The 13,612-nt window shown below is 60.6% G+C and carries 12 protein-coding genes; 3 read left to right on the top strand and 9 right to left on the bottom strand.

Translation table 11 applies throughout. The annotated features are described in order from the left end of the window. Positions 1-65: 65 nt before the first annotated feature. The 9 genes from rpoH to AADW57_RS02020 all read right to left on the bottom strand — a co-directional run bounded on the left by rpoH (position 66) and on the right by AADW57_RS02020 (position 10,004). Complete coding sequence (rpoH, locus tag AADW57_RS02060; RefSeq protein WP_445819169.1) at positions 66-1,049, bottom strand: RNA polymerase sigma factor RpoH; 984 nt, start codon at positions 1,047-1,049, stop codon at positions 66-68. 233 nt (positions 1,050-1,282) lie between these two features. Next, the gene (clsB, locus tag AADW57_RS02055; RefSeq protein ID WP_341668397.1) at positions 1,283-2,521 is read right to left on the bottom strand and encodes a cardiolipin synthase ClsB; all 1,239 of its coding nucleotides are present in this window, start codon (positions 2,519-2,521) and stop codon (positions 1,283-1,285) included. Positions 2,522-2,566: 45 nt separating this feature from the next. Then, positions 2,567-3,415, bottom strand: a complete 849-nt coding sequence (locus AADW57_RS02050) for an endonuclease/exonuclease/phosphatase family protein (RefSeq protein ID WP_341668396.1) — start codon at positions 3,413-3,415, stop codon at positions 2,567-2,569. 19 nt (positions 3,416-3,434) lie between these two features. Next, positions 3,435-5,225, bottom strand: a complete 1,791-nt coding sequence (gene aspS / locus AADW57_RS02045; protein ID WP_341668395.1) for an aspartate--tRNA ligase — start codon at positions 5,223-5,225, stop codon at positions 3,435-3,437. A gap of 42 nt (positions 5,226-5,267) precedes the next feature. Then, on the bottom strand, positions 5,268-5,927 hold the full coding sequence (locus AADW57_RS02040) for a DUF502 domain-containing protein (RefSeq protein ID WP_341668394.1): 660 nt from the start codon (positions 5,925-5,927) through the stop codon (positions 5,268-5,270). Between the two features lie 7 nt (positions 5,928-5,934). Next, a complete protein-coding gene (locus AADW57_RS02035; RefSeq protein ID WP_341668393.1) occupies positions 5,935-6,180 on the bottom strand; it encodes an FmdB family zinc ribbon protein in 246 nt (81 codons plus the stop codon). A 179-nt stretch (positions 6,181-6,359) separates the two neighbouring features. Then, entirely contained in the window at positions 6,360-7,625 is a 1,266-nt protein-coding gene (locus tag AADW57_RS02030; protein ID WP_341668392.1) for a putative Na+/H+ antiporter, read from the bottom strand. Positions 7,626-7,668: 43 nt separating this feature from the next. Further along, positions 7,669-8,613 carry a 4-hydroxybenzoate octaprenyltransferase gene (gene ubiA / locus AADW57_RS02025; protein WP_341668391.1) on the bottom strand — a complete coding sequence of 315 codons (945 nt, stop codon included), beginning with the start codon at positions 8,611-8,613 and terminating at the stop codon, positions 7,669-7,671. A 194-nt stretch (positions 8,614-8,807) separates the two neighbouring features. After that, positions 8,808-10,004: an aminotransferase-like domain-containing protein gene (locus tag AADW57_RS02020; RefSeq protein WP_341668390.1), complete on the bottom strand. Its 1,197-nt coding sequence runs from the start codon at positions 10,002-10,004 to the stop codon at positions 8,808-8,810. A 330-nt stretch (positions 10,005-10,334) separates the two neighbouring features. Here AADW57_RS02020 and AADW57_RS02015 point away from each other — a divergent pair, with 330 nt between their 5' ends. Genes AADW57_RS02015 through AADW57_RS02005 form a run of 3 tightly spaced genes read left to right on the top strand, consistent with a single transcriptional unit; the run spans position 10,335 to position 13,604 of the window. Further along, the gene (locus tag AADW57_RS02015) at positions 10,335-10,946 is read left to right on the top strand and encodes a HutD/Ves family protein (protein ID WP_341668389.1); all 612 of its coding nucleotides are present in this window, start codon (positions 10,335-10,337) and stop codon (positions 10,944-10,946) included. Between the two features lie 10 nt (positions 10,947-10,956). After that, positions 10,957-12,186: an imidazolonepropionase gene (gene hutI, locus AADW57_RS02010; RefSeq protein ID WP_341668388.1), complete on the top strand. Its 1,230-nt coding sequence runs from the start codon at positions 10,957-10,959 to the stop codon at positions 12,184-12,186. Then, positions 12,183-13,604, top strand: a complete 1,422-nt coding sequence (locus AADW57_RS02005; protein WP_341668387.1) for a formimidoylglutamate deiminase — start codon at positions 12,183-12,185, stop codon at positions 13,602-13,604. The genes hutI and AADW57_RS02005 overlap by 4 nt, the downstream gene beginning before the upstream one ends. Positions 13,605-13,612 lie beyond the last annotated feature (8 nt).

The raw sequence follows: 13,612 nt of genomic DNA, 5'->3' as shown, positions 1-13,612 counted from the left end.
TAGTTAGTCCGCTGGTCGCCCCGTAAGTTCTTCGATTTCCCGATAAAGTTGTAACGATTTAAGACTCAAGCCGCCTGGGCCAAAGCCAGACGCAATTTTTTGAACGCTGCCGCCTCGATCTGACGGATACGCTCGGCCGACACACCGAACTCGGCAGCCAGCTCGTGCAGCGTGGCACCGCCATCGTCCTGCAACCAACGGGCACGCACAATGCGCTGAGAGCGTTCGTCCAAAGCAGCGATGGCCTCTTCCAGACCGCTGCCTTCCAACATATCCTGCGCACGGCGCTCCAGCACACGGGATGGTTCCTGGTGGCCATCGTCGGACAGGTAGGAAATAGGCGCAAAGCTGTCGTCATCGTCGCTAGGAGCTTCCAGCGCCATGTCCCGGCCGGACAGACGCACTTCCATTTCGCTGACATCCTGAGGGCGGACATCCAATTCGCGGGCAATGGCATCGACCTGGGTGGAATCCAGTGTCTGGCCATCGGGACGCATGCGGCGCAGGTTAAAGAACAGCTTGCGCTGCGCCTTGGTGGTCGCCACCTTGACCATGCGCCAATTACGCACCACGTATTCGTGGATTTCGGCCTTGATCCAATGCACGGCAAAAGACACTAGGCGTACGCCGCGATCCGGATCGAAGCGCTTGACGGCTTTCATCAAGCCCACATTGCCTTCCTGGATCAGGTCGGCATGCGGCAAACCATAACCCAAGTACTGGCGGGAAATAGACACCACCAGACGCAGGTGCGACATGATCAGTTCGCGGGCGGAGTCCAGATCGCCCTGGTCGCGCAAACGCTGCCCCAGCTCGGTTTCGCGTTCGGCGCTGAGCAAAGGCAAACGGTTGACGGCGGAAATATACGCTTCGATCGTGCCCAATGCACCTGGATTGGAAACCGCAGCGACGAGTTCATTACCAGACGCCAGGGCCAAAGCGTTCGCTTGTTGTGTCATGGAAAATCCTTCTAAAACCGGCTGGCGGGAACCAAAAGCTCGACCTGAAGCCGGACGAAACGTATAGGGACAATCAATTGAGTTTAGCACTCTAAGATATGGAGTGCTAAGAATTTTCAATACAGGATTAAGAGCCTTACAGCAAGAAAAAGTTCCCGCCTGATGGAGAAAAACAACCCCAGTCACATAAAAAACACACAGCACACAAGGCAAACCCAGCGTACCAAGCGATTGCGGCAGTCTGATGACACGCGGCAATCCGCTCCCCCGGCCCGAACCGGTCTGATTCGGTCCATGGTGCCCGGACGCACACCGTGACAGACCTAATACAGCGAAGACTTGCCGGTCAGCAGCACACCCAGCCGCAACATGCCATAGGCCAGATAATCGACCAGACGGCTAAACGGCCCTAAGCGGCGAAACTGCTGCGCCGTAACCTGGGTGGAGCATTCTCGCAGCTCCCGTTCCAAGCGCTGGCGCAGGTCGGCAGCAAAGCCGGCATCGTCAATCAACACATTGGCCTCGCGCGCCAACAACAAGCTGAACGGGTCCAGGTTGGACGAACCCACCATCGCAAAGTCGTCCACCACCGCCACCTTGGCGTGCAGGTAGCTGGCGTTGTATTCGTACAGCTCGATGCCATCGTCCAGCAATTGCCCATACATATAACGGCAAGCCCGATACTGCAAAAAATACTCGGCATGGCCTTGGAGCAGCAAGCGCACCCGTATGCCTCGGGCAGCCGTGGCTTCCAGCTGATGACGCAGCGTACGACCGGGAAAGAAGTAGGCATTGGCCAGGATCACATCGCTGCGGGCCGTCTCCAGCAGGCGCAGATACGCTTTTTCGATTTGCTGACGATGACGTACATTGTCGCGCAACAGCAAGGTCGCGCGCAGACCATCTTGAACCGGCTCCGTCTGCAAAGCAAGCCCCTGACGACGCCGCTGCCGCCGTTCGCGCCACTGCACAAAACGCTGGGTAAAGCTGCTCCAGTCACCACGTCGGCGCCAAGCCATGCGCAACCACAGCGCCTGCTGGGCACGCACCATATCGTCGACAATAGGGCCCTCGCACCGCACTGCAAAGTCAAAACGCGGGTGTGTCCGTCCATTCAGCACCGGTACGTCGTCAAAGTCGTCCAGGACATTGATGCCGCCTACAAAACCGATGCGCTCGTCCACTACCAACATTTTGCGGTGCTGGCGGCGCAGCCGCCGCAGCGACAGGCGCGGTTCGCGCCAGCCGCGCGGGTTGGGCCGGTAAATACGATAGCGCACGCGCATGGCGCGCAATTGGGCTCCTATCTGCTGCGCATGGCGGGCACTGCCAAAACCATCGATGACCACCCGGATGCGCACGCCCCGGTCACTGGCCTGGCGCAGCGCATCAAGCACACGATGGCCGCTGTCATCCAGATTGAAGATATAGGTTTCCAGATGGATGCTGCTTTGCGCCTGCGCCATCGCCTGACAGATGGCCGGAAAAAAGTCCTGGCCGTTCTGCAACAGCGTAATCCGGTTGCCCTCGTGCCAGACCGGATCAGGTTTCAGGCGTGGCATGCGAAGTAGGCTCCTGATACGTCCGCCACGGTACGGGCCTGCCCGTCAGGGCAGCTCCAGCTCGGTCAGAATGGGCGCATGATCCGACAACTGCTTCCAGGGATCGCCCACCAGCACACGCGCATTGCGCACGGCAAAACCACGCTGATAGATACGGTCCAGCCGCAGCCAGGGAAACACCGCCGGAAAGGTGCGTGGCGGCGGGGTCATGCGCGCCGCACCATTGACGCCCAACTGAATGCCGCCTGCCGGCTGAATGATGCCCTGACGCATGGTGCGCAACCAACTGATGGGACGCCGCAGCTTGAAACGATGGTCGGCCTGCCCCTTGGGCGAAAACGAAAAGACTTCGTACAGATTCAGTTGCTGCACGAAAATCGGGGCCAGACGGTTATTCCAATCGTTGAAATCGCCGGCGATCAGCAAGGGTTCGTCGGCCGGCACGATACGCTTGATACGGTCCAGCAAAGCCTGAACCTGACGCACACGGCCGTTGTTGAACAAACCCAGATGCACCACGATGCAATGCACAGGCCGGCCATCGACCTCGATTACAGCGTGCAGCAGACCGCGCTGCTCCAGCCTGTGGTCCGAGATGTCTTGGTTTTCGTACTGCAGAATAGGGAAACGCGACAACAGCGCATTGCCGTGGTCGGTGTGCTGGCGCACCACATTGCAGCCATAGGCCGTATGCATGTGCAGCGCCGCCGCCAAGGATTCGTGCTGGGCATCCAGGCTGCCCTGCAACTGGTTGCGGCCCTGCACTTCCTGCAAAAACAGCAAGTCGGGGGACAGGCCGTACAGCCCCAGACGCAAGTCGGACAAAGACTCGCGCTTGCCGGAGGCCGACCGGCCCTTGTGAATGTTGTAGCTGACTACCCGTATCACCGACACGTCGTCCCCCTACACAGACTTACTTGGTTTCGACCGCCCGCAGACGGATATGCAGCTCGCGCAGCTGTTTCTCGTCCACCGCCGACGGTGCCTGGGTCAGCAGGCACTGGGCGCGCTGGGTCTTGGGGAAGGCAATGACGTCGCGGATGGAATCGGCACCGGCCATCATGGTGACCAGACGGTCCAGACCCAAGGCCAGGCCGCCATGCGGAGGCGCGCCATACTGCAGGGCGTCGAGCAGGAAGCCGAATTTCAATTGCGCTTCCTCGGCATCGATCTTCAGGGCGCGGAACACCTTGCTCTGCACATCGGCACGGTGAATACGGACCGAACCGCCACCGATTTCCCAACCGTTGAGCACCATGTCGTAAGCCTTGGCAAAGGCTTTGCCTGGATCGGTTTCGAGCAGATCCTCGTGGCCGTCCTTGGGGCTGGTAAAGGGGTGGTGCGCGGCGGTGTAGCGGTTCTCGTCCTCGTCGTACTCGAACATGGGGAAATCCACCACCCACAACGGCTTCCAGACGTTGTCAAACAGGCCGTTCTCTTTGCCGAAGTCGCTGTGACCGATCTTGATGCGCAGTGCGCCGATGGCATCGTTGACCACCTTGGCCTTGTCGGCGCCGAAGAAGATCAGGTCGCCGCTTTGCGCGCCGGTACGCTCGATAAGCTGCTTGAGCGCATCCACATGGATGTTCTTGACGATAGGCGACTGCAACCCTTCGGGAATGGCAGCGGCATCGTTGACCTTGATGTAGGCCAGGCCCTTGGCACCGTAAATGCCCACGAACTTGGTGTAGGCGTCGATCTCGCTGCGGGGCATGCTGGCACCGCCGGGCACGCGCAAGGCCACCACGCGGCAGGCCGGGTCGTTGGCCGGGGCGGAAAACACCTTGAAGTCCACGTCGCGCAGCAGATCGGCCACGTCCACAAACTCCAGCTTGACGCGCAGATCGGGCTTGTCCGAGCCAAAACGCTGCATGGCTTCGGTCCAGCTCATGGTGGGGAATGGCTGCGGCAGTTCGACTTGCTGCACTGTCTTGAAGATATGGGTGACCATGCCCTCGAAGATTTCACGGATCTGGACTTCGTTCAGAAAGGACGTCTCGCAGTCGATCTGGGTAAATTCGGGCTGACGGTCGGCGCGCAGATCTTCGTCGCGAAAACATTTGGTGATCTGGTAGTAGCGGTCAAAGCCCGACACCATCAGCATTTGCTTGAACAGCTGGGGCGACTGGGGCAGCGCGAAAAATTCGCCGGCGTTGACACGCGAGGGAACCAGATAATCGCGCGCGCCTTCGGGCGTGCTCTTGGTGAGCATGGGGGTTTCGATGTCGATAAAACCCAGCTCGTCCAGGAACTTGCGCGTTTCCATGGTGACTTTGTAGCGCAGCATCAGATTGTTCTGCATCTGCGGGCGGCGCAGATCCAGGACGCGATGCGTCAGGCGCGTGGTCTCGGACAGGTTGTCATCGTCCAGCTGGAAGGCGGGTGTGACCGAAGCGTTCAGGATTTCGATTTCGTCGCAGACGATTTCGATTTCGCCCGAACGCAGATCGGGGTTGACTGTGCCTTCGGGGCGGGCCTGAACGCGGCCGGTGATGCGCAGGCAGTACTCGTTACGGATGCGTTCGGCGGTTTCAAAAGCCTGCACGTTGTCGGGATTGACCACCACCTGGGCCAGGCCGGCACGGTCGCGCAGATCGATGAAAATCACACCCCCGTGGTCGCGGCGACGATGTACCCAGCCAAACAAATTGACCGTCTGGCCCAGGTATTCTTTGGAAACCTCGCCGGTATAACACGTACGCATCTAGGATGACTCCGAAATAGTAAAGACTGCAAATTGGAAAGTTCAGGCTCCGGCCTGCGGCGGCGCACCATCGGGGCCGTCCGGCTTGCCGGAAGCAACGGGCAGGGCGGCCGGTTCGGCAGGGGCCACCACGCCCATGGAAACAATATATTTAAGCGCGGCGTCCACGGTCATGTCGAGCTTATGCACGTCCCCACGCGGCATCATCAGAAAAAAGCCCGATGTGGGGTTAGGCGTGGTGGGAACGTAGACACTGACAAAATCGCCCTGCAGCATCCGGGCCACTTCGCCGCCCGGCGCACCGGTTAAAAAAGCGATGGTCCAGGAGCCGGCCCGAGGATACTGCACCAGCACGGCTTCGCGAAACGCCTGGCCATCCGGTGCCAGCACCGTGTCGCTGACTTGCTTGACTGAATTATAAATCGAACGCACCAAAGGAATGCGTCCCAGCAATAATTCCCAGCGATCCACCACCGCGCGGCCCAGATAATTGGCCGCCAACAAGCCTGTGCCGAACAACACCAGCAAGACAAATACGATACGGAATCCCGGAATGCGCAGGCCGAACAAGGCCTGCGAAGACAGAAACTCCGGCACGACGCTTTCAAGCGTATCAATCAGCAAGGTCAACACCCAGATAGTGATGACCAGAGGAACCCAGATCAGCAGGCCCGTGACGAAATAACGCTTGAAAGGACGCATGGAACGATCAACTGGAGCTAGAGGAAGAACCGCTATCGGCCGGTTTGCTGTCGGACGGCTTGCTGCCGCCCTGATTACGGAAATCGGTTACATACCAGCCCGAGCCTTTGAGCTGGAATCCTGCCGCCGTCACCTGTTTGCTAAAGGACGACTGACCACACTCGGGACAGACCTCCAGAACGGGGTCCGACATTTTCTGCAACACATCTTTTTCGTAGTGGCACGCGCTGCATTTGTACGAATAAATAGGCACGACTCAACCTTAACTAAAAAAAATCTGAAACAAAGTTCGTGATGAACAACGCGGGTCTGAGGAGCCTGTGCAAAACTCCCCGGTTCTTGAAAGAACAGGCGCTGCGCCCGTGATTTTAGCCCGTTTGCAAGCCGGTGGCACTGTTCATCGACACAGGCCCCGGCCCAAGCAGAGCCCCCCTAGACAGGCAACAAGAACATCGTGGCCGCCACCAGGGTAGGAATGGCCGCGCTGGCCAGCAGGCGTGCCGGAGAAATAGATCCATCCGGAAAATTGCCTTTCAGAATGGAAAAACCGGCCGGATTGGGCGCGTTGGCAATCACTGTCAGGCCGCCGCCGGTCACGGCACCGGCCACCAGCATATAACGCCAGACATCACTGGTGCCTTCCACCAACGAACCCAGATACGTCAGGGCGGCATTATCGGTAATCGCCGTCAAGGCCGTGGAGCCCCAGAACAGCACCGTGGGCGACAAGCCGCCCAACAGATCCTGCAGCCACCACTTCTGCAAACCGCCCAACACCACCAGACCGGCCAGAAAGAAACCTACCATCAGGCCTTCGCGCACCATCAACGGGTTCTGGTAGTGCTTGTAGGCATGGGCATAGCCGATAAACAGCATCAGCAAGGCCATGAACACGATGGGATGGTGCGCGCCCAGCACAATCGCCACCAGGAACAGGATATGAATGAGCATGACCGACAACGGCACATTTTTTTGCGCCTGCCGGGTATCTTCTACGCCCTGCCCCATTTCCAGCAAGGCCTTACGGCACACGAAGGTGGCCAGACCAGCATTGATAAACACCGCCACCACGGCGCGCCAGCCAAAATGCGTGGCCATATAGGCGGTGTCCCAACCAAAGGTGTTGGCTACCATCAGGACAGGCGGTGCGGCATAGGCCGTCAAGACACCGCCGATGGAAATATTCACGAACAACACGCCCAGCGTCAGGTACTTGAAACCGGCATGGCCCTGGTGTCGGAAGTATTCCTTGCGCAGCAACAACGCCGCCAGCGTCATGGCTGCCGGTTCGGTAATCAGCGAACCGGCCAGGGGCACCACCGACATGGTGATCAGGTAAGTGGATATCTTGTCCGACATGGGCAAGGCACGCGCCAGCACTGCCACGATCTTGTTGACCATCTCCAGGATGGGTCGACTGGCGGCGACCACCATGATGGCAAACACGAACATAGGTTCGGTGAAATTGCGGCTTTCCAGGTATTGAATGGCCGAATCCAGATCCAGGAACACGGCCATATAGGCCACCAGCACGCAGGCCCAGACGCCGAATACCGCCTCGACTTCGGCCAGCATGTGCCACAGTCCTTCGTGGCTGCCGCCTTTATTGGCCAAGCGGGCAAAAACAGGAACGGAGAAGGTGTGGATGATTGCGATGGCAAACAGCGCCGTTGCAACGATCTCGAGTGGAGTAGCCATTACTCAAACCTTTATAGCAATATTGAAATCGGTTGGGCCTGCATCATGCCAGGCTTACTGTGCCGGCCAAGGCCGCCACAACCAGCAGCACGCCCACCCAGATATTGGCGCGAAACAAACGCAGTCCGCGCTCGGGGTAGCGCACATCGAAATGGCGCATCTGCCAGATCAGGTGCGCAGCAATAATCGCCATGACGACGTAATACAGGATGCGCTCGTTCAGCAGATAGCCGCCCACGAGCCAGCACGCCATGCCGGCAATATAAAAACCGCTGATCCAGGCCTTGCCCGCCTGGCGAAAGCGCAGCGCCGTCGAATGCAGGCCCAGCTTGGTATCGTCGGCCACATCGATATAGGCATAGATGGAGTCGTACCCCACCTGCCACAAAATGGCCCCCACCCACATCAACACCGCCCCGAACGGCACCATGTTGTGCGTGTCGGACCAGGCCATCAACATGCCCCAGTTAAAACAAATACCCAGCACGACCTGCGGCCAGTAGGTAAAACGCTTGCACAGCGGGTAGATCATGACAATCGGGAACAGCGCCAGCGCCAGCCAGCGGCTGTACTCGTTGATCGCCAGCAGCAACAAGGCGCAGACCGCAATCTGCGCAATGACGAATATCACGGCCTGACGCATGGTGATCTGGCCGCTGGTCAGAGGACGAAAGCGCGTGCGCTCGACTTGATGATCGAAATTGCGGTCGGCCATATCGTTGAAACAGCAGCCTATGCCGCGCATCAACAAGGCACCCAATGAAAAAATCACCAGACGCCACAAGGTAGGCAGGCCATCGGCCGCCTGCACCAGCGCGGCAATAGCCGGCAGCAAGGTCAGCCAGGTGCCGACCGGGCGATCCAGGCGGCACAGGCGCGCATACGGCCCCCAGGATGCAGGCAAATACCGGGCCACCCAGTCGTCGGCCGGGCGCATGTCGGAAAGATCGGGACGCCGCGAGGCATCGGAAGCGGGTGGAGGTGTCATGACGGCAAAACCTGAGCCAGCAGCGTTAACTACAGGCCGACAACGGGCCTACCCTCCAGAGGGAGGGTAGGCCGTGGATTTGGGCTACGAACCGGAGCCGGCATGGCCGCCCCCGGAAAATGACAGCGCTGATGCACCTGGAATCCGCATCGGTTCTGGCGCGCAATGGCCAAAACAGATGCATGGCACGGCAATCAGGCTTCGGAGATGAGTTTACCCAAGATGGCGATGCCCTCGCGAATTTTTTCCTCGGGCACGGTCGCAAAGCTTAGGCGCAGCGTGTTGCGCTTGACGTCGGCACCGGCGTAGAAAGGTTCGCCAGGCACAAAGGCCACCAGCTTGTCGATGGCTTTTTGCAGCAGAACGGTCGCGTCGATGTGCTCGGGCAGCGTCACCCAGATGAACATGCCGCCTTCGGGATGGGTCCACTTGGCGCTGGCGGGGAAATGCTGTTGCATGGCGTCCAGCATATAGCCGCACTGCTTCTGGTACAGATCGCGCACCGTCGGCAGGTGTTTGTCCAAAAAGCCGGTGCGCACGACTTCGTAGACGGCCATCTGCGTCAAGGTAGAGGTATGCAGATCGGTCGCCTGTTTCACTTGCACCAGCTTGTCGATAATGGCGCGCGGCGCAACGATATAGCCCAGGCGCAGGCCAGGAGCCAGCACTTTCGAGAACGTGCCCAGGCGCACCACCGTGGCACCGGCTTTGCGGCCCAGCGACAGCAGGCTGGGCAGGCGTTCGCCCGCGTAGCGAAGTTCGCCGTACGGGTCGTCTTCGATAATGGGGATGCGGGCCGCGGCACAGCGCTCCACCAGTTCCTGACGGCGTTCCAGCGCCAAACGCAGGCCGGTGGGGTTCTGGAAATTGGGCAATGCATACAGCATGCGGGCACCCGCCGCTTCGGGCGAGGACACATACTCGGGCAACATGCCTTGTTCGTCCGTAGGAATGGAGGTGTAGGACGGCTCGTACAGCGAGAACGCCTGCAAAGCACCCAGATAGGTGGGAGATTCCACCAGCACCTTGCTGCCTTCATCGATGAACAGCTTGCCCAGCATGTCCAGCGCCTGCTGCGAGCCGTTGACCAGAAGGACTTCGTCCGGGCTGACGACATCGCCCTCGGCCGTCATCTGGTCGGCCAGCCACTGGCGCAGCGGCAGATAGCCTTCGGTCGTGGCGTACTGCAGCGCCACCCGCCCCTGTTCGCTTAGTACCTTGTCGAACGCGCGATGAATTTCTTCGACAGGAAAGCCGGCCGGCGTAGGCAGGCCGCCCGCAAAGGAAATAATCTCGGGCCGCGCAGTGACTTTGAGAATTTCACGAATCGCAGAGCCGGTCAGTTTCTGGGCGCGCTGGGAAAAGGTAAAAGGCTGGGAAAGGGAATCCATGGTGCGGAACAGTCCTGAAATAGAACGATTAAAACTTCACAGACAAACTTTAGGTTTGTAGATTATCGCAAGATAAGCGATAAAGCCGCCATCTTGCATCGTTTGGCGCAACGCGGCGCTGATCTTGAGCATTTTGATGCGTCTCCGGGACCGGAGGGCTTGCTCTACCTTGCCACCAAGCGGCTTGCAGCGCAAGGGCCACAGGCGTGCCACCCTGGGATTTACCCTGAAAACCCCGCCTGTCGGCAGGCAGGAGATTGAGCGGAAACGGGGTTGCGATTAGATTAGCTTATTGTCTAGACAATTTCTGTTCTGTGGAGTCTGTTCGCCATGCGTCATTCTTCTTCCGCCTGCCGGGCTCAACTGCTACAGGTCAACACCCTGCCCGAGCAGCCCTGGAAAAATGGCGGCGGTTCACTGCGCGAAATCGCTTGCCACCCGCCCGGTGCCGGATTCGCCGATTTTGACTGGCGCATCAGCCTTGCGCTGGTTTCCGGCCCGGGACAGTTTTCTCTTTTCCCTGGGGTAGACAGACACATCGTGCTGATTGAAGGCAAGAGCATGCTCTTGCACGACAACGAGCAAAACAGCACCCACACGCTCCTTCCCCTGGAGCCATACACCTTTGCTGGCGAAGCCAGCATGCGCTCCCAGCCACAGGGTTGTGTACTGGATCTGAACCTGATGTTGCGGCGCGGACGGGCCCAGGGCCGCCTGCACGCTTGGCATGGCTCGGACAAATCCAGCGCCACGCTGAACAGCGGCTTTCATGTGCTGTACGCGGCGCAAGGCCGTTATCAGCTACAGTTGGACGGACACGATTGGCGTCTGAGCGCCGGCCAGGCCTTGGTGGCGGAATGCAGCGCCCCGGTACGACTGCGCTGCCTGACCGACACGACGCCAGCCGCTCTGGTACACGCAGCCATCGATGCCCCCTCCTGATGGAGCCGACATGAGCTACACACTGTGGACCCGCCTGCGCCTGGCCCCCGATGCTGATCCGGCCAACACGATTGATGATGCCTGCCTGGTCGAACAGGACGGGCGCATTGCCTGGCTGGGTCCACGCGCGCAACTGCCCGAACGCTGGAGCCGCCCCGCACAGACACACGAGCTGGACGGTCGCTGGGTCACGCCCGGCCTTATCGACTGCCATACTCATCTGGTCTACGGCGGCGACCGCGCCCACGAGTTCGCCCAGCGGCTGGCAGGCGTGTCGTACGAGGACATCGCCCGCCAGGGAGGGGGGATTGTTTCTTCGGTAAAGGCCACCCGCGCACTGGACGACGACGCCTTGCTGGCGCAGTCCCTGCGCCGCCTGGACGCCCTGTTGGACGAAGGGGTTACCGCCATCGAAATCAAGTCCGGCTACGGTCTGGATACCGACAGCGAACGCAAGATGTTGCGCGTAGCGCGCCGCCTGGGCGAGCTGCGTCCGGTCACCGTGCGCACTACGTTTCTGGGGGCCCATGCGCTGCCGCCGGAATACGCCGGACGCCCCGACCACTATCTGGATCGGGTGTGCCAGGACATGATGCCCGCCCTGGCGCAGGAAGGCCTGATCGACGCCGTGGATGTGTTTTGCGAACGCATCGGCTTTGACCTGGGCCAGTCCGAGCGGGTTCTGCAGACCGCGCAGGCTCTGGGCCTGCCCGTCAAGATGCATGCCGAACAGCTCTCCAACCTGGGCGGCAGCATTCTGGCCACCCGCTACCACGCCTTGTCCACCGATCATCTGGAATTTCTGGACGAGTCCGGCGTTCGGGCCATGAAACAGGCCGGTACCGTGGCCGTGCTGCTGCCCGGAGCCTTTTACTTTCTGCGCGAACAGCAGCGCCCACCCATCGCCCTACTGCGCCGCTATGGCGTGCCTATGGCCCTGTCCACAGACAGCAACCCCGGCACCTCGCCCTGTACCTCGCTGCTGCTGATGCTGAATATGGCGTGCACCTTGTTTCGCCTGACCGTGCCCGAAGCACTGGCCGGCGTCACCCGCCACGCGGCACTGGCACTGGGCGACCCCGACATTACCGGCACACTGACACCCGGCGCGCGCGCCGACTTCGTGGCCTGGGATGTCCAGTCCCTGGCCGAACTGGTGTATTGGCTGGGCCTGCCGCGCTGCGCTCTGGTTGTGCAACATGGCCGTATCAGCCGCGACCTGCGCAAGCACAGATCATGAGCCTGCTGCGCCATCACGATGCCCTTCTGGCCCCCTGGGCACGGCTGGCGGGTCAATGGCAGGCCAATGTGTTGCTGCGCTGGAATGCGCTAGGCACCCTGACCCATGTGATCCCACACGCCGGCACGACCGACATTCAAGCCGCAGGCCGGGTGTACGCCGCGCAAGGAGCCGTGCTTGGCGGCATGCCCAACCTGCATTCCCATGCTTTTCAAAGCGCGATGGCCGGTCAGGCCGAGTGGCGCAGCCAGGGACAGGACAGCTTCTGGAGCTGGCGCGAACTGATGTACCGCTTTGCCGCCCGCCTGGAGCCCGAACAATCACACGCCATTGCCCAATGGCTGTACATCCAGATGCTGAAATCGGGCTATACCAGCGTGTGCGAATTTCACTATCTGCACCACCAGCGCGACGGACGCCCTTACCGCCCCGCCACGGCGCTGGCGCAAGGCGTGCTGGAAGCCGCACGCAGCACCGGCCTGGCCATCACGCTGCTGCCCGTGCTGTATCAGTACAGCAACTTCGGCGCGGTCGCTGCGCGCGATGATCAAAAACGCTTTCTGAACAGTCCCACACAATTGCTGCATCTGCTGGAATCCCTGCAAGCCAGCCACCCCGCCGACCAGGACCGGCACTACGGCGTGGCTCCGCATTCGCTGCGCGCGGTCACCGTGTCATCGCTGGATACGCTGCTGCGCGGGCTGCGTCACCTGCCCCACTGCCGCTCCATTCATATCCATATTGCCGAACAAACCGGCGAGGTCGATGCCTGCCGACAAGAACACGGCTGCGGGCCGGTCGATTTTCTGCATGACCATTTCGACGTCAACGAACGCTGGTGCCTGGTACATGCCACGCACATCAGCGACCAGGAGCGTCAGCGTATCGTGCGCAGCGGTGCCGTAGCCGGCCTGTGCCCCAGCACGGAAGCCAATCTGGGTGACGGCCTGTTCCCCGCTGCCGCATTTCTGGACGAAGGCGGCCGCCTGGGCATAGGCTCGGACAGCCATATCTGCGTAGACTGGCGCTCCGAGCTGCGCCTGCTGGAGTACGGCCAGCGTTTGCTACGCCGCCAGCGCAACGTGTTGGCCAACGCCGCACAGCCTTCTGTGGCGGATCATCTGTTCGATACCGCCGCCCACGGGGGCGCGCAAGCCTCGGGCCGCCGCTGCGGCGAACTGGCTCCCGGCCGGCAGGCCGACCTGATGGTACTGGATCTGGAACACCCGATTCTGGCCGGACTGGACAGCCGACACTGGCTGTCGGCGCTGGTCTTTACCGAACGCGCCCATGCCAACCCGATCCGCGATGTGTTCGTCAGCGGAACGGCCTGCGTGCAAGACGGACGGCACCCCCTGGAAGAACAGGCCTTTGCGGCCTACCGGCAGGCTCTGGCAAGCCTGCAGCGCCGCGCTTAATTCCTGTC

This window comes from Alcaligenes sp. SDU_A2 (assembly GCF_038237375.1).
Taxonomy (GTDB): domain Bacteria; phylum Pseudomonadota; class Gammaproteobacteria; order Burkholderiales; family Burkholderiaceae_B; genus Alcaligenes.
This window is presented reverse-complemented; position numbering and strand designations above follow the sequence as displayed.